Genomic DNA, 19,249 nt, shown 5'->3' on the forward strand with positions numbered 1-19,249 from the left:
GGAGGCCAGACCGGTTGGCGGCCCTCAGGGCCAGGCGGCCTTCGGCATCGGCTCCATTGCCGCGAAGTCCGGCTCGGTGCTTGCGCCAAGGCCCGGCACGTCGAGCGAGCCGAGGTCGAGCACGCCGTCGCGGATGGCCAAGCGCGGGCCGCGCGCGGTGTCGGCGTAGAGATCGGGATGCGCCTCCATGAAGCGCACCGCCTCGGCCTTCGGGCGGCCGGCGAAGCCGTCCACGAAGTGGTGGCCGTTGCGTTCGACATGCGGCAGGCCCATGAAGGACACCAGCGCCAGATCCTGCTGCACGCAAATTCCGGCGAGCGTCGTCAGGTCCTCGGCCGACATGAAGTAGCGGTCGCGCCCTTCCGCCGCGTTCCAGGCGCGGCAGCGCGCGAGGTTGACCAGCGACCGCCAGACGCCCTTGCAGGCCTTGGAGGAGACGCCGGCATAGCCCAGCGCCTTCCCGGTGACGAAGGCGTCCAGCGGGCCATCGCTCTCGTCGATGATGACCGGCCGCGCGGCGGCGAGCGTGCCCATGCCCGTGTCCAGCGCGCGGGCGCGCTTCACCGGCTGCTCGATGAACAGGATGGAGTTGCGCAGCTTCGCAAGCCGCGGCTCCGCCTCCATGGCGCGCCAGAGCGCGAGCGCGCCCTCGGCATCCTCGTACTGCTCGTTGCCGTCGAGGCTGGCGTGGTAGCCGCCGTGCAGCCGGTCGAGCACGGAGGCGATGCGCGACAGGCGCTCCACATCGGCCTGCACGTTGCCGCCGACCTTCAGCTTCCAGTAGCGGTGGCGATAGGTCGCGGCCACGTCTTCAAGCGTCTCCGGCAGCCCGTCATCCACGCGCTCCGCCTGGTCGGACGCGGTGATGGGGTCCACGAGGCCGACGGTGTGCCGCGCGTGGATACGCCGCAGCGGATCGAGCGCGGCAAGCAACGCGGAAAAGTCGAAGCCGGCGAGGTCGGGCACGACGGCGTGCGGCAGCATGCCGCCGATGTTGGCGCGCATGCCACGCCAGAAGGAGAAACCCTTCGCCTTCAGCAGCGCGTCCAGCATCGCGCGGTCCAGCAGCGCACGGCCATAGCTGGCCACCAGCGGGTTGAGCTTCTCCGCGCCGGCGGCGGCGGTGACCTGCGCATAGGTGTCGGCGAAATGGCCGAAGGCGGTGTTGGCGCCGGCGGCGCGTGTCGCCTCCGTCGCGATCTCAAGCGCGCGGCGAAGCTGCTGCTCGTTCTGGGCGTCGGAGAGCGCGGGGTCCTTGTCGAACCATTTCGCTGCGAGGGTTTCGGCCGCGACGCCCCAGTGCTCGCTGCCATCCTCCAGCCGGATGCGCGCGCGCACAACCGCCTGGCGGCCATGCGTGACCGTGATCACGCCGAAGCGAAAGGGCATGCGCAGCTTAAACGGCCATTCCAGGCGCTGCGTCTCGATGAGGGAAAAGCGCGGCGCGTGCATCAGGCTGGCTCCATCAGGCCGGAGAGGTAGCCGATCGCGCGCGCGGCGCAGGTCGGGCCATCCGGGTGGTAGTCGAAGGGCTCGACGGCGCAGAAGCCGCGATAGCCCGTCTCGCGCAGGGCGCGCAGCACCGGGCCGAAGCGGTCATTCCCCTGCCCCGGACCGCGGCGGTTGCGGTCGTTCAGATGCACATGCGCGATCCAGCCGGTCGGCACGTATCGGCGCAGCAGCGCCTCCACCGGCTCGGCCTCGCCATTGCCGGCGGCGCTGACGTCCAGCATCGTCTTCAGGCCGGGCGCGTTGATGCGCTCGACGATCGCGATCGCCTCCGCCACCGTGCGCGCCCAATTGGTCTGGCGCGCATCCAGCGGCTCCAGGCAATAGGTCAGGCCGTGCTGCGCGGCCCAGGCACCGGCCTTGGCCATCGCCTCCTCCGCGCGCGCTGCGTCGCCCTCCGCCTCCACCTGGCGCTGCTTCGGGGAGCCATGCACCAGCAGCGTCGCGCCGAGATCGGCGGCGAGGCCGATCAGCCGCTGCATCACGTCCAGCGTGCGGGCGCGCAGCGCGGGATCGGCGCCGGTGATGGAAAGCCCTGCCGGCGCCACGAGCAGCCAGTGCAGCGAGGTGATCGGCGCGCCCTCCGCTTCCGCGATGCGGCGCAGCTCGACGCGGCGCGAGGCGGGCAGCAGATGCGGCGCCTCTGCGTCGAGCGTGAAGGGCGCGACTTCCAGCCCCGCATAGCCAAGGCCGGCGGCGAGGCGCGCCTGATCGACGAAGGGCAGCCCCGCGACGACCTCGTTGCACAGCGCGATGCGCATCACCCCTCCCCGATCGTGACGACACGGCCTTCCTGCGCCGAACGCCGCGCCGCGTCCAGGATGGCGAGCGGCGCGACGCCGCCCTCCCGCAGGCCGGGTCCCTGTGGCACGCGGCTTCGCACCGCCTCGAGGAAGGCCGCGAGTTGCGCCGTCACGACGCCGACGGGATCGAGCCCCGGCGCGTCCACCATCTCTCGCGGCGCATGAGCGGGCAGCCAGGCGCCGCCCGGCGCGGGCTCATGCCGGCCGCGCCGCAGCGCCAGGCGCTCGGCCGCGAAGTCGAGCTCGGCCAGCGCATCGCGCCCGGCGATGGCGAGCAGCTTGCGCGTCTCCGCGCCGGGTACCACGGCGTCGTCATGCTCGCCGGGCAGGACGCAGCCGGCCTCGATGAAGCCGGTGGCGCCGGAGGGGAAGAGAAGCTGGATCAGCGCCAGATCCTCCCGCCCGCGCCCGAGCGGATCGGAGAGCGTCGCGAAGACCCGCGCCGGCGCCTCCCCCGCCATCCAGGGCAGCAGGTCGGCAAAATGTACCGCGTCGTTCAACAGCGCGCCGGAATCGGCGCGTGCGCGCTTCAACCCCGACATGCGCGCGGAGAGGTGATGCAGCCGACCGAAGTCGCCCGCGCGGACCATCGCATGCAGGGCCTGCGCCTTGGGGTGGAAGCGGAAATAGAGGCCGACCTGCGCGATGCAGCCGGTCTCGCGCGCGATCGCCTCGAGCTCCACGCTTTCCGCCGCCGTCACGGTGGCCGGTTTCTCCAGGAAAAGGCCGCAGCCAGCGCGCAGCACCGCTTCCGCGATGGCGCGATGCGTCTCGGGCGGCGTGGCGACGATCGCGGCGTCACAAGCGGCGAGCCCGTCCTCCAGCGTGTCCGCGAACCGCAGGCCCGGCAGGGCGGCGCGTGCCGCCTGCGACGGATCATAGCCGAGCGCCGTCACACCCAGCCGCGCCAGCGCCGCGGCATGGACGCGCCCGAAGGCGCCACATCCGATGAGCAGCATGCGCGGCATCCGCGCAGCCAAATCCGCGCGGACCATGCCGTCAAGGTTGACCCCGCGCCCGGCAGGCGGAAGCCTTGGCGCCATGCCCCCCCGCCCGCTCACCGAGGACGACCTGCCCCGCGCCGTCGCGCTCTCCGCCACCGCCGGCTGGAACCAGACGGCGGAGGATTGGCGCGTCTTCCTGCGCCAGGGCCAAGTGCGGACCCTGGATGACGGCCACCCGGACTGCCTGGCCGCCACCGCCGCCGTGCTGCCTTTCGGTCCGGACCTCGCCTGGATCTCCATGGTGCTGGTGCGGCCGGACCGGCGGCGCGGCGGGCTGGCGACCGCGCTGATGCGCTGGGCGGTGGAGGCGCTCTCCGGCACGCGTTGCATCGCACTGGATGCGACACCGGAGGGGCGAGAGGTCTATCGCCGCCTCGGCTTCGAGGACCGCTTCGGCTTCGCGCGCTGGCGCCTGGGCGCTGCGCCTTCCGGCGGCGCGGCGCCCGCGCGCGCGCTGCGCGCGGAGGACTGGGACGGCATCCTCGACCGCGATGCGGCGGCCTTCGGCGTGCCGCGCGAGAGCCTGCTGCGCGGCTTCGCCGCACGGCTGCCTCAGGCCGCCTGGATCACGCAGGACGGTGCGGATTTCGCGCTCGGCCGCGACGGGTTCCGGCTGCCGCAGATCGGCCCGGTGGTCGCGCGCTCTCCCGCCGCGGCAGTCGGTCTGGTCGCGGCGGCGCGCGGTGCCATCGGCGGGCCGGCGCTGCTCGACCTCGCCGACGACCAGGCGGAGCTTGCCCTCGCCATCGAGGCCGCCGGCGCGCAACGGCTCAGGCGCTTCACGCGCATGACACTCGGCACGCCGCTGCCCGGCGCGCCCGGGCTGCTCGTCGCCATGGCCGGGCCCGAGTTCGGTTGACGCTGCGGCGCCATCGCCGCACCATCCCGGTAACTGCCGGGTTACCGCACCACGGGAGAGGACGGACCAGAATGACCATCGCACGCAGGACCTTGCTCGCCGCCGGCGCGGCAAGCCTCGCCATGCCCGGCATCGCACGCGCGCAGGGCGCGTGGCGGCCCGAACGACCGGTCACGATCATCGTGCCCTGGGCGGCCGGCGGCTCCACTGACCAGATGGTGCGCCTCGTCGCGCCGGAGCTCGAGGCCGCGCTCGGCCAGCGCTTCGTGGTGGTGAACCAGCCCGGCGCCTCGGGCTCCATCGGCACGCGCAACGCCCTCGCGGCGGAGAAGGACGGCTACACCTGGGCCGCCGGCGCGGCGGTGGATGTGGGCTGCTACAAGGTGCTCGGACTGCTCGACACGATGCTGGCGGACTGGAACCTGTTCTTCGCGGTGGCGAATGTGAACATCCTCGTCGCCAATCCGCAGGCCGGCATCCGCGACTTCGGTGCCGCCATGGAGGCCTTCCGCAGCCGCGGCGCCAGCCTCGCGGTTGCGACGGCGGGCGTGAGCTCGGCCGGGCACAACATGATGTCCGCGGTCAAGGCCGCGACCAACATCAACTACCGCCACGCCACCTATGACGGCGGCAACCCGGCGATGATCGCGACCGTCAGCGGCGAGACGCCGATGGGCGCCGTGCTGCTGGTGGAAGCCGCCGAGATGATCCGCGCGCGCCGCCTGATCCCGCTGGCGGTCCAGGCCGAGCAGCCGGTGACGCTGCAGGGCTTCGGCGAGATCCCCTCCATCACGCGCTGGCTGCCGAACGTCCCGGCGCCGCTGAACTACTTCGGCATCTGGTGCCCGAAGGGCGTGCCGCAGAACGTGGTGGACACGATGGGCCAGGTCTGGCGCGACAAGATCGCGAACAGCCAGCGCCTGAAGGACTACGCCGCGCAGCGCGCCGCGGTCTTCGCGCCGCTCTATGGCGAGGAAGCCCACAACCAGGCCTGGAAGATGGTGCGCCAGACCGCCTGGCTCTACTTCGACGGCGGCACCGCGAAGGTGAGCCCGGACACGCTGGGGATCCAGCGGCTTTGATCCTGGGCGGGGCGCCCGCGTGACGGCGCAGCAGGCGCCGGAGGAAGAGGCGGAAAGCCCCTTCTCCGGCGACCGCGCGCCGCTGCCGCCGCGCTGGGACCTGGTCACCGCGGCGGTGCTGCTGGCTTTCGGGCTCGGCGTGATCGCGCTGGCCTGGAACATGCCGACCTTCGTCGAGCAGTCGCAGACCGGGCTGACGGCGCCGGGCATCGTGCCCGGCTTCCACGCGACCGTGATCTCGCTGCTGGCGATCGTGCTCGGGCTGCGCGCGGTGCGTCGCGGCGCGCTGCGGGCGCAGTCGGCGCCGGCGTCACATGCGCGCACCGACGCGTCGCGCCTGCTGATCGCGGCGGTGCTCGGCACCGTCTACGCGGGCGTGCTGGTCGGGCGCCTGCCCTTCTGGATGGCGAGCGCGCTCTTCGTCTTCGCCTTCACCGCCATCTTCGAATGGGAGCTCGGGCCGAAGGGGAGGCCACGACGGCTGGTGGAGGCGGCGCTGATCGGGCTCGGCACCGGGCTTGCGGTGATGCTGGTTTTCGAGCGGATCTTCCTGGTGCGGCTGCCTTGACCGACCCGATCTCGATGCTGGGCGCGGGCTTCGCCCATGTGCTGCAGGGCGGCGCGATCTTCCACGCGCTGTGGGCCGTGCTGATCGGCATCGTGGTGGGCGCCCTGCCCGGCCTGACGGCGACGATGGGCGTCGCGCTGCTCACCACGCTGACCTTCAGCATGGGCCCGAACGTGGCGATGCTGGTGCTGGTCTGCGTCTATGTCGGCGCGATCTATGGCGGCTCGCGCAGCGCGATCCTGCTCAACATTCCGGGCACGCCGGCCTCCGCTGCCTCCACGCTGGATGGCTATCCGCTGGCGCGACAGGGGCTCGCGGGACGGGCGATGGGCATCTCCACGCTCGGCTCCTGGCTCGGCACGCTGTTCGGCACGATGATCCTGGCGCTCTTCGCGCCGAGCTTCGGCGAGTTCGCGTTGCAGTTCGGCAGCTACGAGATGTTCTGGGTGGCGTTGTTCGGCATCGTCATCGCCGGGTCGCTTTCCGGCGGCGATCCGCTGAAGGGCTATATCGCCGGCTTTCTCGGGCTCCTTGTCGCAACGGTCGGGCAGGAGGCGAACCACGCCTATCCGCGCTTCGCCTTCGGCAACACCGATCTCGCCGGCGGGCTCGGGCTGCTGCCGGTGCTGGTCGGCGTCTTCGGCGTGGCGGAGGTGCTGAACTCCATGCGCGGGCCGGCGGTGAAGGCCGTCAGCTCCAAGATGGACAGCGTCATCCCGCACATTCGCGACGTGACGCAATATTGGCGCACCATCCTGCGCTCCGGCGGCCTCGGCACCTTCATCGGTGCGATGCCAGGCCTCGGCGAGGACATCGCCGCCTGGACCAGCTACGCCGCGGCAAAGCGTGCGAGCGCGGAGAAGGAGAAATTCGGCAAGGGCAGCGTCGAGGGGCTGATGGCCGCCGAGACGGGCGAGAGCGCCTGCGTGCCCGGCGCCATCATCCCGGTGCTGACGCTGGCCGTACCGGGCAGTGCGCCGGCCGCCGTCCTGATGGCGGCGATGATGATCCACGGGCTCAACCCGGGGCCGATGCTGGCGATCACGGCGCCCGAGTTCATCTACCAGATCGTCGCGATGCTGATCATCGCGGACATGGTGAAGCTGGTCTATGGCCTGGTGCTGGTACGGCCGCTGCTCTGGGTGCTGCTGATCCCCCGCGCGCGGCTGATGCCGATCGTCTTCGTGCTGTGCACTGTGGGCGCCTTCGCCATCACCTCCCGCCTGTTCGACATCTGGGTGATGCTCGGCGCGGGCCTGGTCGGCTTCATCCTGCGCGAGCTTCGCTTCTCCATGGCGCCACTGGTGCTCGGCATCGTGCTGGGCGACCTGCTCGACAAGAACCTGCTGCGTGGCCTGACGCTCTCGGGCGGCGACCTGACGCCCTTCTTCACGCGCCCGATCAGCGCCGTCCTCTGCGCGCTGACGATCTTCGCGGCGCTGTGGTCGGTGCCGGGGCTGATGGGGCGGCTACTCGCCCCCTTCCGCCGCAGGCCCGCGCCGGGGTAAAGCCGCGGCAGCAGGGCCGAGGAGCAGGTGCATGAAGGTCGTGATCGTCGGCGGCGGCATCGGCGGGCTGACCGCCGCCCTCGCGCTGCAGGCGCGCGGCATCGGCTGTGAGGTGCTGGAGGCGGTGCCGCAGATCCGCCCGCTCGGCGTCGGCATCAACCTGCTGCCGCACGCGACCGCCTTCCTTGAGGCGCTGGACGTGCTGCGCCCGCTGGAAGCCGTTGCGGTTGCGACGAAGGAGGCGGCGTATTTCAACCGCTTCGGCCAGCTCATCCATGTCGAGCCGCTGGGCCGCGGCGCCGGCTACGCCACGCCGCAGCTTTCGATCCATCGCGGCGAGCTTCAGATGGTGCTGCTGGAGGCGGTGCTGCGGCGGCTCGGGCCAGGGTCGGTGCGCACCGGCACACGCTGCACGGGCCTGGAGCAGGATGCCTCGGGCGTCACCCTGCACCTGGCCGAGACCGAGACGGGCGCCGCCCTGCCGGCCGAGCGCGCGGATGCGGTGGTGGCCGCGGACGGCATCCATTCCGCGATCCGCCGGACATTCTTCCCGGACGAGCCGCCCTATCTCTATTCGGGCGTCAACATGTGGCGCGGCGTCACGCGGATGAAGCCGATCCTCTCCGGCGCGACGATGGTGCGCGCCGGCTGGCTCGCGCATGGCAAGATCGTCGTCTATCCGATCCGCGACTACCCGGACGGCACGCAGCTGATGAACTGGGTGGCCGAGATCGAGACGCCCAACTACGCCGCGAATGACTGGGCGAAGCCGGGTCGGCTGGAGGACTTCCTGCCCGCCTTCGCCGACTGGCATTTCGACTGGCTCGACGTGCCCGAGATGTTCCGGAAGGCCGAGACGGTCCTGGAATATCCGATGGTGGACAAGGACCCGCTGCCGCGCTGGAGCCATGGCCGCGTGACGCTGCTCGGCGACGCGGCGCATCCGATGTATCCGCGCGGGTCGAACGGTGCCGGCCAGGCGATCCTGGATGCGAAGGCGCTGGCGGAATGCCTCGGCGGGCACGCCGATCCGGTAGCGGCGCTGCAGGAGTACGAAACCCGCCGCCTCGGCCCCACGGCGCAGGTGGTGCGCACCAACCGTACCAGCCCGCCCGACGCGATCATCCGCGAGGTCTGGCAGCGCAGCGGCGACCGCCCCTTCGCCCGCATCGAGGACGTGATCAGCAAGGAGGAGCTGACCGCGATGCTCGAGGGCTACAAGCGCGTCGCCGGCTACGACAAGGCGGCGCTGACTCCGGGCTCATGAAGTGCTGACGCACTTCATGCTTCAGACGCCAGCGCGCCTTCGGCGCTCGGCTTCGCTGCACCTGCAGCGGGCCGCGTTCGCGGCCTCGCCCGCCTTCGGCGGGCGCATGTCGGGCCCCGACGAGTGGCGCATCAGTCCGCGCTGATCCCGGCGCGCCGGATCACATCGGCCCAGCGCGCCAGGTCGCGGCGGATCAGGGCGGCGAGATCGGCCGGCGTGCCCGGCGTCGGCACGAGGCCCTGCGCCAGAAGCTGCTGGCGCGTCGCCGGCTCGGCCAGCCAGGCGTTGAGGTCCGCGTTGACCCGGCCGACGAAATCATCCGGCAGGCCCGCCGGGCCGAGCAGCGCATACCAGAGGTCCACCAGCACGTCCGGGTAGCCGGCCTCCGCCATGGTCGGCACATCGGGCGCGCTCTCCACGCGCCGCGCGCTGCCGACGGCGAGGATGCGGATGCGGCCGTCGCGCGCGAGCGGCCCGGCGACATGCACCGGCAGCACCATCGCCGCGACACGCTTGCCGATCAGGTCCTGGATCGCGGGCGCGCTGCCGCGATAGGGCACGTGGTTCATCGGCACGTTGGCGGTCAGGCGGAACAGCTCCATCGCCAGGTGATGCGGCGTGCCGATGCCCGGCGAGGCATAGTTCGCGCCGCCGGGCTGCGCGGCCGACCACGCCGCGAAGGCGCGCGCATCGGTGGCGGGCACGTCGGGGTTCACCACCAGCACCAGGTCGCCCACGGCCAGCTTCGCGATCGGCGAGAAGCTCGCCACCGGGTCGTAGGGCACCTGGCGGAACAGGCTCGGATTCATGACGAAGGTGTTGGGCTGCATCACCAGCGTCCGCCCGTCCGGAGCGGCGCGCGCGACCGCCTGGCTGCCGATGTTGCCGCTGGCGCCGGCGCGGTTGTCCACGGCGACAGGCTGGCCGAACTTCTGCTGCAGCACCGGCGCGACGAGGCGCGCCAGGATGTCCGGCCCGGTGCCCGGCGTGAAGGGCACGACGATGGTCACGGGCCCGTCGGGGATGCGGGGCTGGGCCGCCCCCATCCGCGGCAGCGCCGCGGCCGCCAGTCCGAAGCCCGCCGCCAGCGAGAGCCTGCGCCGCGTGAGGCCGGTGGGATGCGAAGTCGCCATCTCTGTCTCTCTCCCTGCCCGGCGACGGGCGCCGGTTGGGGATGAGATGGAGGAGCGCGGCGGCGGCGTCAAACCGCCGCCGCGCGGCGTGCATCAGCGCGGCGCGGTGGTGGTGGCCGGCGCGGCGCGCTCGGCCTCTCGTGCACGCTGGGCCATCAGGGCGCCGAAGTTGCGCACCGCCTCCGGCGTCACCGTGCCCTGGCCGAGATCCAACGTGATGCGGCCGATCCGTCCGGTGAAGGCGAAGGGCACCTGGTAGTCGCGATCGTCCACGGCCGTGCCGGTGTCCATGCCGACGTCGAAGGTCTCGTCCCAGGCGAAGGTGAAGGGCGTGGTGCGCGGGATGGCGCGCTGCGCGACCTGCTGGCCGTTCACGGTCAGCGTGCCGGTGCCGCCATGCGCGAATGGGATCGGCCCCTGCATGTCGAGCACGAAGTCGTAGACGATGGTGTGCCGCCCCGCCGGCAGGGCCGGGCCTTCCCACCTCTCGCGCTGAATGTCGAGCAGGTTCATGGTGAAGACCGGCCTGCCCTGCAGCAGGTAGAGCCCCCAGCCAGCGAAGCGGCCACCCTGCGTCACCAGCACGCCGTCGGCGCCGGCCGGCACCTCGACCTCTGCGGTGATGCGGAAGGAGCGGTTCAGGACGTTGGGCGCCGCATTGGCCTGGGTGCAGCAGGACGGGCCGGTATAGACGAAGTGCGTGCGTCCGGCGGCCGGGCCGGGGCGCGCGACCAGCATGCCGGCCAGCCCGTTCCCATTCAGCGGGAAGACCTGGTTGCGCGTCGCCTCGATGGTGAAAAGCTCCTGCAGCATCCGCAGCCGGTCCGGCTGCTGCGCAGCAAGGTTGTTGTTCTGCGTCGGGTCCGCCCGCAGATCGTAAAGCTCCCAGCGGTAGCCGTTCATCGCGTCCTCGGGGCGCGGCGCGGTGCCCTCCCAGGGCGGGGCGGGCGGCGTCGTGCTGGCGATCCAGCCATCGTGGTAGATCGCGCGGTTGGCCATGATCTCGAAATACTGCGTCCGGCGCGTGGACGGCGCGTTGGCCGCCGCCTGCGGGAAGCTGTAGGCCATCGAAGTCCCGGCCATCGGCCGTTGCGTGATGCCGTTGACCGAGCGCGGCTGCGGGATGCCCGCGGCCTCCAGGATGGTCGGCACGACGTCGATCACGTGGTGGAACTGGGTGCGAATGCCGCCGCGGTCGGCGATGCCGCGCGGCCAGGACACCGCCATGCCGTTGCGCGTGCCGCCGAAATGGCTCGCGACCTGCTTCGTCCAGCGATACGGCGTGCCGAAGGCCCAGGTCCAGCCGACCGCCATGTGGTTGTAGGTCTGGTCGCTGCCCCAGGCGTCGTACCACGGCATCTGCTGCTGCGCGTCCAGCGCGACGCCGTTGAAGTACATCACTTCGTTCGGCGTGCCGTTGACCGAGCCCTCGGCGCTGCTGCCGTTGTCGCCGCTGATGTAGATGATCAGCGTGTTGTCGAGCTGGCCGAGCCGCTCGACCTCGGCGATCACTCGGCCGATCTCGTGGTCGGTGTAGGCGAGGTAGGCGGCGTAGACATTGGCCTGGCGGATGAACAGCCGCTTCTCGGCGTCGCTCAGGCTGTCCCATCGGCGCAGCAGGTCGGCCGGCCAGGGCGTCAGCTGCGCATTGGCCGGGACGACGCCGAGCCGCTGCTGGTTGGCGAAGATGCGCTCACGCAGCTTCTCCCAGCCTTCGTCGAACAGGCGCATCGCCTCGATCCGCTCGATCCATTCGCGGGTCGGGTGGTGCGGCGCGTGGGTGCCGCCCGGGGCGTAGTGGATGAACCAGGGCCGGTTCGGCGCGATCTCGGTGTTGGTGCGGATGTGGTTGACGGCGTCGTCCGCCATCGCGGTGATCAGGTTCCACTCCCCCCGGGGCGTGCCGACATAGGGGTGGATCGGGGTGGTGTTGCGGAACAGGTTGCCGGGCTGCCACTGCGAGGTGTCGCCGCCGATGAAGCCGTAGAAATAGTCGAAGCCCATGCCGACCGGCCAGTTGGTGAAGGGCCCGGCGGCGGAGGCTTCCCAGGGTGGCGTGTTGTGGTTCTTGCCGAACCAGGCGGTGGCGTAGCCGTTCTCCTGCAGGATGGCGGCGACTGTCGCGGTCTCCCGCGGGATGACGGAGTTGTAGCCGGGGAAGCCCATCGAGAGTTCGCTGATGTTGCCGAAGCCGACCTGGTGGTGGTTGTGGCCGGTCAGCAGCGCGGCTCGCGTCGGCGAGCAGAGGGCGGTGGTGTGGAATTGCGTGTAGCGCAGGCCGTTCTGGGCGACGCGGTCCAGCGTCGGCGTCGGGATCACGCCGCCGAAGGTGGAGGGCGCGGCGAAGCCGACGTCGTCGGTCAGGATCAGCAGGACATTCGGCGCGCGCTCGGGCGGCATGACCTGCGGGGGCCAGGCCGGCTGGCTGTCAACGAGGTTCGGCATGATGACGCCGCTGAAGGGCGGCGTCGGCGTGGGCAGTTGCAATCCCTGCGGTGTCATCACCGCGTCCGGCGAACCCGGGGTGCCGCGCACGACCTGCGCGGATGCCGCCAAGCCGAACGCCAATGACGCCGCCGCGGAGAGAAGGGCGCTGCGCGCAAGCTGCTTCCTGAATGCCACGTTACTCTCCTGTCGGCCGCAGCATCGCCCGCCAGCCGGGCGCCGAGGATGGAGTATTCGACCGTCAGTGCACCGGGTCAGCCGGCCACGCTATCCGAAACGGGCAATTACCAGAGCTGGGGGGGGCCGGGGCGGCGCGCGCCGCGCCGCTATGCATAATGTTCGACTTGCACCCACGCCGCCGAACCGGCGGACGTGCCTCAGGCGGCGCGCCGCGTCCGGCCTTCTCCGCCCGGCGCGCGGGCCGATGCCCCGGCCAGGGTCTCGGAGGGTGTCTCGCCGAACAGCTGTCGGTAATCGCGAGCGAAATGGCCCAGATGCCAGAAGCCGTGCGAGAGGGCGATGGACTTCACCAGCGCGTGGCCAGCGTCCGACCTCCGCAGGGCGCCCCGGACCAGCGCAAGTCGCCGCACCTTCAGATAGGTCTGCGGACTGAGCCCCGTGACGCCGATGAAGGCGTCGTGCAGCTTGCGCAGGGACACGCCCAGCGCCGCGCACAGCTCCTCCCGATAGACGGGACGATGGATGTTGGCGCGAAGGTAGTCCTCCGCCAGCCGCACGACACGTTGTGCCTCCCGCGCCGCACGGGGCCGCGGCAGCAGTGTCACGCCGGTCGCCAGCGCGTCGATCAGCGTGTCCACGAGCGAGAGGGCCATGTTCTCGGCACAGCCGGGCTCGGACAGGACGTCGGGCGGGCGCTCGGCATAGTCCGCCGTGGCGAGGCAGATGCGGAGCAGTTCGGCATGCGCGGTCTCCGAGACCTGCAGCACCGACGCCTGCGCCGGAAAGGTGAGGGCGGGGCTGGCGAGTTCCAGCCAGGCCCCCATGCGCTCGAGCGGCACCGCCAAGGCGATCCACTCATGCCGCGCGGAACAGGTGCCGCGGAACTCCAGCCCGCCCGGCACCAGAAGCGCGTCCGCGTGGTGCACCTCCGCGCCGTTGAGGCGACCGATGCCTTGCGGGTAGTGGAACGGCAGCAGAAGGGTGCCGAGCCCGGGATGCATCGCGCCGAGCATGGCGTGGCCCGTGCTGTCCCCGTGCTGCACGACCATGTCGGCGACACGGAGCCGGCGCAGGCCCGCGCGGAAGGACCTGCCCGGCACCGGCAGGAACTCGAACGTTCCCCCGACGATCGCCGCGGCGTGCTCCTCCACCTCCTGCGTGGCATGCACCGCGGCATCGACCGGGGACTGCTCAACAAGGCGCAAGCGCGATCAACCTCCGGGTTCGCCCGAACAGGATAGCGCGGGCCGATGCGGTCAAGAAAGGGACTCGCTAATCTCTTGCGGCCCGGCGGGCATCGGGGATTCCTCCGGGCCGCGGCTTCATGCGCGAGGACTTATCATGACGGTTCGGACAGCGACGCGACGGCCGGACAGTGCCTCGCCACGGAAGATTGCCAACCTGACGATCGGGGGCGCGCTGCTCGCAGGGCTGTTCGGCGCGGCCCAGCCCGCCGTCGCGCAGACGCGGAATGACGGCTGGGAGTTCAGCCTGTCACCCTATGTCTGGTTCGCCGGCGTCAGCGGCGACGTCACCCTGCCGCGCGGCGGCAACCGCGACTTCAGCGCGGATTTCGGCGATGTCTTCGACTCGCTGAAATTCGGCGCCATGGCGACCGCCGAAGCGCGGCGCGGGCGCTTCGGCGTGGTGCTCGACTTCGTCTACCTGGAGAACGAGGAAGGCTTCAACTCGCCGCGCAGCATCGCGGTGCGCGGCGGCGACACCCGCCTGACCACGACGGAGCTCTCCGTGGTCGGCCTGTTCCGCGCGGTGGAGCAGCCGGGCTACTGGCTGGATGTCGGCGGCGGCCTCCGCGCCTGGTGGCTGGACACCGATGTCAGCGCGAACCAGGGGCTGCTCGCCGGTCGTTCCGCCAGCGCGTCTTCCAACTGGGTGGATCCGCTAATCGCCGCGCGCGGCCAGGTGCGGCTGAGCGAGGCCTTCTCGCTGACCGCCTATGGCGACGTCGGCGGCTTCGACACCGGCTCCAAGCTGACCTGGCAGGCGATCGGGTCGCTCGACTGGCGGATCACGCCAGCCATCATCGGGCGGGCGGGCTGGCGCTACATGGCGGTGGACCGCAGCAGGGACAATGTCGAGGCGGACATCGCGATGAGCGGCCCCTTCCTCGGCGTGACCTTCCGCTTCTGAAGGCCGGGCGACCGCCGGCGCGTCAGAAGCTCATGCCAATGCCGATCGAGTAGCCGGTGATGTTGTCGTCGCCGATGAAGTAGCGGCCGATAAGCCGGACACGATTGAGGTTGATGCCCATGGCACCGAGTTCCCAACGCCCGGTGTCGAATTCGATGCCGCCGCCGAACTTGGCCGACCAGGCGAAGCCGATCGCCTCGCGCTGGTCGCCCAGATAGCTCGTCGCCGAGCCATCGAGCACCCAGCGTAGCGGGCGGCCGAAGACTTCCCGCCCCGTCGGCCACCGGTAGCGGGCCCAGAGCCCGATGGTTTCGGCCGTCGAGCTGCCCGTTGCGGCAGGCAGCGTGTCACCGAAGGTCTCGAGGCGGAGCTGCGTGTAGCGAAGCTCGACGTCGATGTCGCGCTCCGGCCGATAGTCGTAATAGGCGAGCATCAACGCCCCGCCGACGCCCCAGACATTCACGTGCCGGTCGGTGAGCGCGGCGATGTCCAGATCGGTGCGGTATTTGATGAATTGCGCGAACAGGCTGGCGTCGCCCGCGGCGTAGCCGCCGGCAAAGTTCACGATCGGGCGCAGCCAGAGATTTTCAGCAATTCGGATATCGTATCCGATACCCACCGTCGTCGTGAAGTTGTTCCAGCGCAGCGGCGTGCGGCGCGTGCCCGTTCCCGAGAAGACCGCACGCGGATCATAGCGGGCGTAGCCGCCATAGATCTCGGTGAACAGCGGGAAGGCCTCGCTCCAGGTGAAGCCGAAACCGAACTGGCTGAGCGTGAGGGTCGTATCGGCTCCGTCGTCGCTGCCGCCGCTGACGGTGCTTCGATCCACCTGCACGGCATTGGCCGAGCCATCCGGCACCATGCTGTATCCCATGAGGCCGAGCACGCCGCCGGGCCGGGCGCGCAGCGAAGACCGCAGCGCCTCCAGCCGCCCTGCGAGCTCGTCCCGGATGTCGCCGAGGCCGGTGCCGCCGCCGACAGGCTGCGCACACAGGGGGAAGGTCGGCAGGAGCACCGCCAGCGGCAGGGCCAGCGCGGAAGCGCGGAGAGGCCCGGCACGAACGCCGAGTCGCAAAGGTTCCGTCCCCTTTGGAATGCAGGGGGGAGTGTGTCCGAGCCGCAGGCATCAAGCAACATCCGGCCAGGCGCCGTAGGCTGCGCGCCCGGCCATGCGGCGCCGGCTGCGCCGCGCGGCCGGCGCGCCTACACCGCAAAGAAGGGAGTCTCGTCCGTCCCGCGCAAGCGGATGTCGAAGCGGAAGACGCGCAGCCCGTCCTCCTCGCCAGCCGGATCAGCCAGCAGCAGCGGCCTGCGACCGGACGGCACCAGCGCAAGCACAGGGTCGGCGGCGAGCTCCTCCGCGGCGCGCGGGAAGAAGAGCGTGGTCAGCACGCGCCGCATCAGCCCGCTGCCCAGCAGCGTGACATTCGCATGCGACGCGCGCGGGCCGAGCTGATCCGCGAAGCGGCCCGGCAGCACGGTGCGGAAGGCGTAGCGGCCATCCCCATCGGTGCGCGCACGGCCCCAGAACAGAAAGTCCGGATCCGCATCCGCATCGCCGGCGAAGCGGCCCGCCGCGTCGGCCTGCCAGAGTTCCAGCACGGCGTTCACGCAGGGCAGCCCGCCTTGGCGCGTCACGCGGCCGCGCAGCAGGATCGCCTCACCGCGCCGCGTCGGCGCGGCCTCGGCCGAGACGCGTGTCAGGTCATGGTCGGCGGGACCGAAGAACTCCGCGGGAAAGAAGGGCCCGATGGTCTGCTGCGAGGTCGGGAACATCCTCATGCCTCCGGCGTCGCGTGGCGGCCGCGCAGCACGATGTCATGCGTGAAGCCGAGGAAGAAATCGCCGACCGAGGGCGGCGGCAGGAAGCGCGCGATCATGCGCGACCGCGCGGCGCCATCGGGGATCGCGTTCAGGATGCGGTCCAGCGCGTTCAGCGGCTCGCCGGGGAAATACATCTGCGTCACCAGCCGCGAGAGGCAGGACGGCCCATGCACCGAGAAATGCAGGTGCGGCGGGCGCCACCAGGTCTCCTGCACCGGCACGGCATAGGCGCCGGGCTTGATCGTGGTGAAGGCGTAGCGCCCATCCTCGTCGGTCAGCGCGCGTCCATGCCCCGTAAAATTCGGATCGAGCGGCGCGGCGCTGCCGTCATTGGCGTGGGCATAGCGCCCGGCGGCATTGGCCTGCCAGAGTTCCACCACGGCACCGGCCACCGGCCGCCCCGCCTCGTCGAGGATGCGGCCGCCGATCTGCATGAGCTGCCCGATAGCAGGCCGTCCGGGCGTCGCCTCCGCCAGGTTCACCGCACCGGGCACGAGCTTGCGGTGCAGCCTGACTGGCCCCGCCATCTCCGTACGGCCCGCCGGGCGCGGCAGCAGCGGCTGCGCCGGCGTGTGCGTCCAGGTGTTCGGATAGCCGGGAACCGGCACCTCGGGCTCGATGCCCTCGGGAAGCGCCGTCATGCGCCTGCTCCTTCGCGGTCCTGCGCGAGGCGCGCGAGGATTTCGGGCATCCGCGCGGCGGCACCGGCCTGCAGGCTCTGGAACAGGCTGTTGCCATGCGCATCAATGCCGACGGTCAGCGGGCCGAGCCCTTCGACCCCGAGGCGCACCAGGCGGTAATGCGCGACCAGGTCGTTCCACGCGACCTCCTTCACCGCGCGGATGGCTGCCGTGTGCAGCGGCGCGCCGCCGCCGAGGAAGGAGAGGTAGACGCAGCCGACCTCCTGCATGGCCGCGACGCAGCCCGCATCGAGCCCCCCCTTCCCGCCCACCGCCGTCAGCCCGTAGTGGCGGATCAGCCGCGGCATCAGCGCATTGAAGCGCGTGCTGGTGGTGGGGTTCATGTAGAGGACCTCCAGCCCGCCATCCGCCGTGTCGCGGCTGTAGGAACCCAGATGCAGCAACGATCCGCCGGCGATCGCGATGGGCGGCGCCGCGTTGCGCTCGGCGCAGTCCAGCAGGCGCAGATGAGTCGGCAGCCCGGCAGTGATGACGATCTCGCCCTCCACCAGGATCACGTCGCCGGCGCGCAGGCTGCGCGCATCGGCCGGCGACATCGGGAAGCGCATGCTTCGCATCCGATTCAGACCTTCGGTGCTCGTCGCCTCCGGCGCCTCCGCCCTTCGGTCATCGGAAGCGCTCATTCGAAGCGCTCCACGCTGCCATCGGCATGCAGGCGCGCGCGGGTACGGCGGTTGATCCAGCAGTTGAAGCAGACCGCGACGGGCGTGTAGCCGTGGCCCGCCGCGTAATCCACATGCACGGCCAGCGCGGTGGTGTCGCCGCCCGTGCCCATCGGGCCGAAGCCCGTGGCGTTCACGGCGCGCAGCAGCCGCTCCTCCATCGCCGCCAGCACGGGTTCCGGGTTCGTGCTGCCGACCGGGCGCATCGTCGCGTTGCTCGCGATCTTCGCCGCCACGTCTAAGCTGCCGCCGATGCCGACGCCGATGATCACCGGCGGGCAATGCTGCGAGCCCGCCTGCATCACCACCTTCATCACGTATTCCTCGATCTGCGCAAGCGTCGGGAAGGAGAAGGTCTCGAGCGCGGCCCAGCGGCCGGATCCGAGCGCCTTGGGCTGGCACAGGATCTCCACCCAGTCGGCGCCGCCGGCGACATCCCAGGTGATCAGCGGCATGTCCTTGCCCTTGTAGCCGCGCTCGTTCGTCAGCGGGTTCGTCACATGCTTGAGCAGCGGCGGGCTGATGCGCTCGACCAGCTCGTCGAAGCCGTCGCCGATCGCCTGCTTGATGTCGCCGTCGAGTTGCGCCGCCGTGCCGATGGTCACATGATAAACCGGCACGCCGGCATCGGAGCAGACGAAGCGCTCATCCTGCTCCGCGCGGCGCGCGCTGCCCAGCATCATGCGCAGGATCTGCCGCGCGCCCTCCTGCGTCTCGCGCGCAAGCGCCGCTTCCAGCCCGGCCTTGGTGTCGTCCGGCACCTTGCGCAACGACCAGTCGTAGAGCTGCGCCGACAGCGCCTTCACCGCCGCATAGGTGATCGGCATGCACGCCCGTCCCCGAAGCCGGCGGGAGCTTAGGGCTGGACCGTGCCGGGGAAAAGGGCTTAAGTCATAAAGCTGACCTTTCGGCCGATCAGGGGAGGACGCGCGGAGCGCATGATGAAGCTGCACTGGTCGCCGCGCTCGCCCTACGTGCGCAAGGTCATGGTCGCTGCGCATGAGCTCGGCCTCGCCGACCGCATCCGCACCGTCCGCACCGTGGTCGCCATGCGCAAGCCGGCGCGGGAACTGCTGCCGGAGAACCCGCTGGGAAAAATCCCGACGCTGGTGCTGCAGGACGGGACGATCCTCTACGACAGCCAGGTCATCATCGAGTATCTCGACAGCCTGGCGGGCGGCGGAAAGCTGATCCCGGCCGGCGGCGCGGCGCGCTGGCAGGAATTGCGGCGGCACGCGCTGCTGGACGGCTTCCTCGACCTGCTCATCCTCTGGCGAAACGAGCGCGACCGTCCGCAGCCCCTGCCCGACCTGATCGAGGCCTTCGCGCTCAAGACCGACGCCGTGCTACCGGCGATCGAGGCCGAGATCGAGGCGATCGCGGCGGCTCCCCTCGGGCTGGCGCAGATCACCGCGGCGGTCGCGGGTGCCTATATGGATTTCCGCTTCGGCGATCTCGGCTGGCGGGCACGCTGCCCGCGCTTCTCCGCCTGGCAGGAGGGCTTCGCGCGGCGGCCGTCCATGATTTCCACGCCGATCGTGGACGCCTGACGC

Annotated in this window: 18 protein-coding genes; 7 read left to right on the forward strand and 11 right to left on the reverse strand. The window is 71.0% G+C overall.

The window, feature by feature from the left end; genetic code table 11:
- Nucleotides 1-24 precede the first annotated feature (24 nt).
- From DFH01_RS14670 to DFH01_RS14680, 3 genes are read right to left on the reverse strand one after another with little or no spacing between them, the layout of a single operon-like run.
- On the reverse strand, nucleotides 25-1,452 hold the full coding sequence (locus DFH01_RS14670) for an enolase-like domain-containing protein (protein WP_109871198.1): 1,428 nt from the start codon (nucleotides 1,450-1,452) through the stop codon (nucleotides 25-27).
- On the reverse strand, nucleotides 1,452-2,270 hold the full coding sequence (locus DFH01_RS14675; protein ID WP_109871199.1) for a sugar phosphate isomerase/epimerase family protein: 819 nt from the start codon (nucleotides 2,268-2,270) through the stop codon (nucleotides 1,452-1,454). The genes DFH01_RS14670 and DFH01_RS14675 overlap by 1 nt, the downstream gene beginning before the upstream one ends.
- Nucleotides 2,270-3,271: a Gfo/Idh/MocA family protein gene (locus DFH01_RS14680; protein ID WP_158287764.1), complete on the reverse strand. Its 1,002-nt coding sequence runs from the start codon at nucleotides 3,269-3,271 to the stop codon at nucleotides 2,270-2,272. The genes DFH01_RS14675 and DFH01_RS14680 overlap by 1 nt, the downstream gene beginning before the upstream one ends.
- Nucleotides 3,272-3,353: 82 nt before the next feature.
- Here DFH01_RS14680 and DFH01_RS14685 point away from each other — a divergent pair, with 82 nt between their 5' ends.
- The 5 genes from DFH01_RS14685 to DFH01_RS14705 all read left to right on the forward strand — a co-directional run bounded on the left by DFH01_RS14685 (nucleotide 3,354) and on the right by DFH01_RS14705 (nucleotide 8,600).
- Nucleotides 3,354-4,175 (forward strand): GNAT family N-acetyltransferase, encoded by an 822-nt coding sequence (locus tag DFH01_RS14685; protein ID WP_158287765.1) that lies wholly within the window; start codon nucleotides 3,354-3,356, stop codon nucleotides 4,173-4,175.
- A gap of 71 nt (nucleotides 4,176-4,246) precedes the next feature.
- Nucleotides 4,247-5,257, forward strand: coding sequence for a Bug family tripartite tricarboxylate transporter substrate binding protein (locus DFH01_RS14690; protein ID WP_233256118.1), 1,011 nt, complete (start codon nucleotides 4,247-4,249; stop codon nucleotides 5,255-5,257).
- Nucleotides 5,258-5,276: 19 nt separating this feature from the next.
- Nucleotides 5,277-5,825 (forward strand): tripartite tricarboxylate transporter TctB family protein, encoded by a 549-nt coding sequence (locus DFH01_RS14695; protein WP_109871201.1) that lies wholly within the window; start codon nucleotides 5,277-5,279, stop codon nucleotides 5,823-5,825.
- The gene (locus DFH01_RS14700; protein ID WP_233256119.1) at nucleotides 5,822-7,333 is read left to right on the forward strand and encodes a tripartite tricarboxylate transporter permease; all 1,512 of its coding nucleotides are present in this window, start codon (nucleotides 5,822-5,824) and stop codon (nucleotides 7,331-7,333) included. The genes DFH01_RS14695 and DFH01_RS14700 overlap by 4 nt, the downstream gene beginning before the upstream one ends.
- Before the next feature lie 31 nt (nucleotides 7,334-7,364).
- Nucleotides 7,365-8,600 (forward strand): flavin-dependent oxidoreductase, encoded by a 1,236-nt coding sequence (locus DFH01_RS14705; protein ID WP_109871202.1) that lies wholly within the window; start codon nucleotides 7,365-7,367, stop codon nucleotides 8,598-8,600.
- Between the two features lie 131 nt (nucleotides 8,601-8,731).
- On the opposite strand, the gene DFH01_RS14710 is transcribed toward DFH01_RS14705, so the two are convergent.
- The 3 genes from DFH01_RS14710 to DFH01_RS14720 all read right to left on the reverse strand — a co-directional run bounded on the left by DFH01_RS14710 (nucleotide 8,732) and on the right by DFH01_RS14720 (nucleotide 13,527).
- Nucleotides 8,732-9,733, reverse strand: coding sequence for a tripartite tricarboxylate transporter substrate binding protein (locus tag DFH01_RS14710; protein ID WP_109871203.1), 1,002 nt, complete (start codon nucleotides 9,731-9,733; stop codon nucleotides 8,732-8,734).
- A 93-nt stretch (nucleotides 9,734-9,826) separates the two neighbouring features.
- On the reverse strand, nucleotides 9,827-12,235 hold the full coding sequence (locus tag DFH01_RS14715) for an arylsulfatase (RefSeq protein ID WP_109871640.1): 2,409 nt from the start codon (nucleotides 12,233-12,235) through the stop codon (nucleotides 9,827-9,829).
- Nucleotides 12,236-12,555: 320 nt separating this feature from the next.
- Nucleotides 12,556-13,527, reverse strand: coding sequence for a helix-turn-helix domain-containing protein (locus DFH01_RS14720; protein WP_158287766.1), 972 nt, complete (start codon nucleotides 13,525-13,527; stop codon nucleotides 12,556-12,558).
- A gap of 172 nt (nucleotides 13,528-13,699) precedes the next feature.
- On the opposite strand from DFH01_RS14720, the gene DFH01_RS14725 reads away from it, so the two are divergent.
- On the forward strand, nucleotides 13,700-14,509 hold the full coding sequence (locus DFH01_RS14725; protein ID WP_109871205.1) for a porin family protein: 810 nt from the start codon (nucleotides 13,700-13,702) through the stop codon (nucleotides 14,507-14,509).
- 22 nt (nucleotides 14,510-14,531) lie between these two features.
- On the opposite strand, the gene DFH01_RS14730 is transcribed toward DFH01_RS14725, so the two are convergent.
- From DFH01_RS14730 to DFH01_RS14750, 5 genes are all read right to left on the reverse strand, one after another.
- Nucleotides 14,532-15,524 (reverse strand): hypothetical protein, encoded by a 993-nt coding sequence (locus DFH01_RS14730; RefSeq protein ID WP_146217068.1) that lies wholly within the window; start codon nucleotides 15,522-15,524, stop codon nucleotides 14,532-14,534.
- Nucleotides 15,525-15,712: 188 nt separating this feature from the next.
- A complete protein-coding gene (pcaG, locus tag DFH01_RS14735; protein ID WP_158287767.1) occupies nucleotides 15,713-16,285 on the reverse strand; it encodes a protocatechuate 3,4-dioxygenase subunit alpha in 573 nt (190 codons plus the stop codon).
- 2 nt (nucleotides 16,286-16,287) lie between these two features.
- A complete protein-coding gene (locus DFH01_RS14740; RefSeq protein WP_109871208.1) occupies nucleotides 16,288-16,974 on the reverse strand; it encodes a dioxygenase family protein in 687 nt (228 codons plus the stop codon).
- Nucleotides 16,971-17,657, reverse strand: coding sequence for a fumarate hydratase C-terminal domain-containing protein (locus tag DFH01_RS14745; protein WP_503487621.1), 687 nt, complete (start codon nucleotides 17,655-17,657; stop codon nucleotides 16,971-16,973). Before DFH01_RS14745 ends, DFH01_RS14740 begins: the two co-directional genes overlap by 4 nt.
- Nucleotides 17,654-18,523, reverse strand: coding sequence for a fumarate hydratase (locus tag DFH01_RS14750; RefSeq protein ID WP_109871209.1), 870 nt, complete (start codon nucleotides 18,521-18,523; stop codon nucleotides 17,654-17,656). The genes DFH01_RS14745 and DFH01_RS14750 overlap by 4 nt, the downstream gene beginning before the upstream one ends.
- Before the next feature lie 111 nt (nucleotides 18,524-18,634).
- Here DFH01_RS14750 and DFH01_RS14755 point away from each other — a divergent pair, with 111 nt between their 5' ends.
- Entirely contained in the window at nucleotides 18,635-19,246 is a 612-nt protein-coding gene (locus tag DFH01_RS14755) for a glutathione S-transferase family protein (protein ID WP_233256120.1), read from the forward strand.
- Nucleotides 19,247-19,249 lie beyond the last annotated feature (3 nt).

This window comes from Falsiroseomonas bella (assembly GCF_003173615.1).
GTDB classification, from domain to species: domain Bacteria; phylum Pseudomonadota; class Alphaproteobacteria; order Acetobacterales; family Acetobacteraceae; genus Falsiroseomonas; species Falsiroseomonas bella.

What these genes read in the sequence shown, in the direction of transcription:
- DFH01_RS14755 (WP_233256120.1), top strand. Translation starts at nt 18,635, where the DNA reads ATGATGAAGCTGCACTGGTCGCCGCGCTCGCCCTACGTGCGCAAGGTC.
- DFH01_RS14685 (WP_158287765.1), top strand. Translation starts at nt 3,354, where the DNA reads ATGCCCCCCCGCCCGCTCACCGAGGACGACCTGCCCCGCGCCGTCGCG.
- DFH01_RS14740 (WP_109871208.1), bottom strand. Translation starts at nt 16,974, where the DNA reads ATGACGGCGCTTCCCGAGGGCATCGAGCCCGAGGTGCCGGTTCCCGGC.
- DFH01_RS14680 (WP_158287764.1), bottom strand. Translation starts at nt 3,271, where the DNA reads ATGCTGCTCATCGGATGTGGCGCCTTCGGGCGCGTCCATGCCGCGGCG.
- DFH01_RS14690 (WP_233256118.1), top strand. Translation starts at nt 4,247, where the DNA reads ATGACCATCGCACGCAGGACCTTGCTCGCCGCCGGCGCGGCAAGCCTC.
- DFH01_RS14750 (WP_109871209.1), bottom strand. Translation starts at nt 18,523, where the DNA reads ATGCCGATCACCTATGCGGCGGTGAAGGCGCTGTCGGCGCAGCTCTAC.
- DFH01_RS14725 (WP_109871205.1), top strand. Translation starts at nt 13,700, where the DNA reads ATGACGGTTCGGACAGCGACGCGACGGCCGGACAGTGCCTCGCCACGG.
- DFH01_RS14710 (WP_109871203.1), bottom strand. Translation starts at nt 9,733, where the DNA reads ATGGCGACTTCGCATCCCACCGGCCTCACGCGGCGCAGGCTCTCGCTG.
- DFH01_RS14705 (WP_109871202.1), top strand. Translation starts at nt 7,365, where the DNA reads ATGAAGGTCGTGATCGTCGGCGGCGGCATCGGCGGGCTGACCGCCGCC.
- DFH01_RS14715 (WP_109871640.1), bottom strand. Translation starts at nt 12,235, where the DNA reads ATGACACCGCAGGGATTGCAACTGCCCACGCCGACGCCGCCCTTCAGC.
- DFH01_RS14745 (WP_503487621.1), bottom strand. Translation starts at nt 17,657, where the DNA reads ATGAGCGCTTCCGATGACCGAAGGGCGGAGGCGCCGGAGGCGACGAGC.
- pcaG (WP_158287767.1), bottom strand. Translation starts at nt 16,285, where the DNA reads ATGTTCCCGACCTCGCAGCAGACCATCGGGCCCTTCTTTCCCGCGGAG.
- DFH01_RS14675 (WP_109871199.1), bottom strand. Translation starts at nt 2,270, where the DNA reads ATGCGCATCGCGCTGTGCAACGAGGTCGTCGCGGGGCTGCCCTTCGTC.
- DFH01_RS14670 (WP_109871198.1), bottom strand. Translation starts at nt 1,452, where the DNA reads ATGCACGCGCCGCGCTTTTCCCTCATCGAGACGCAGCGCCTGGAATGG.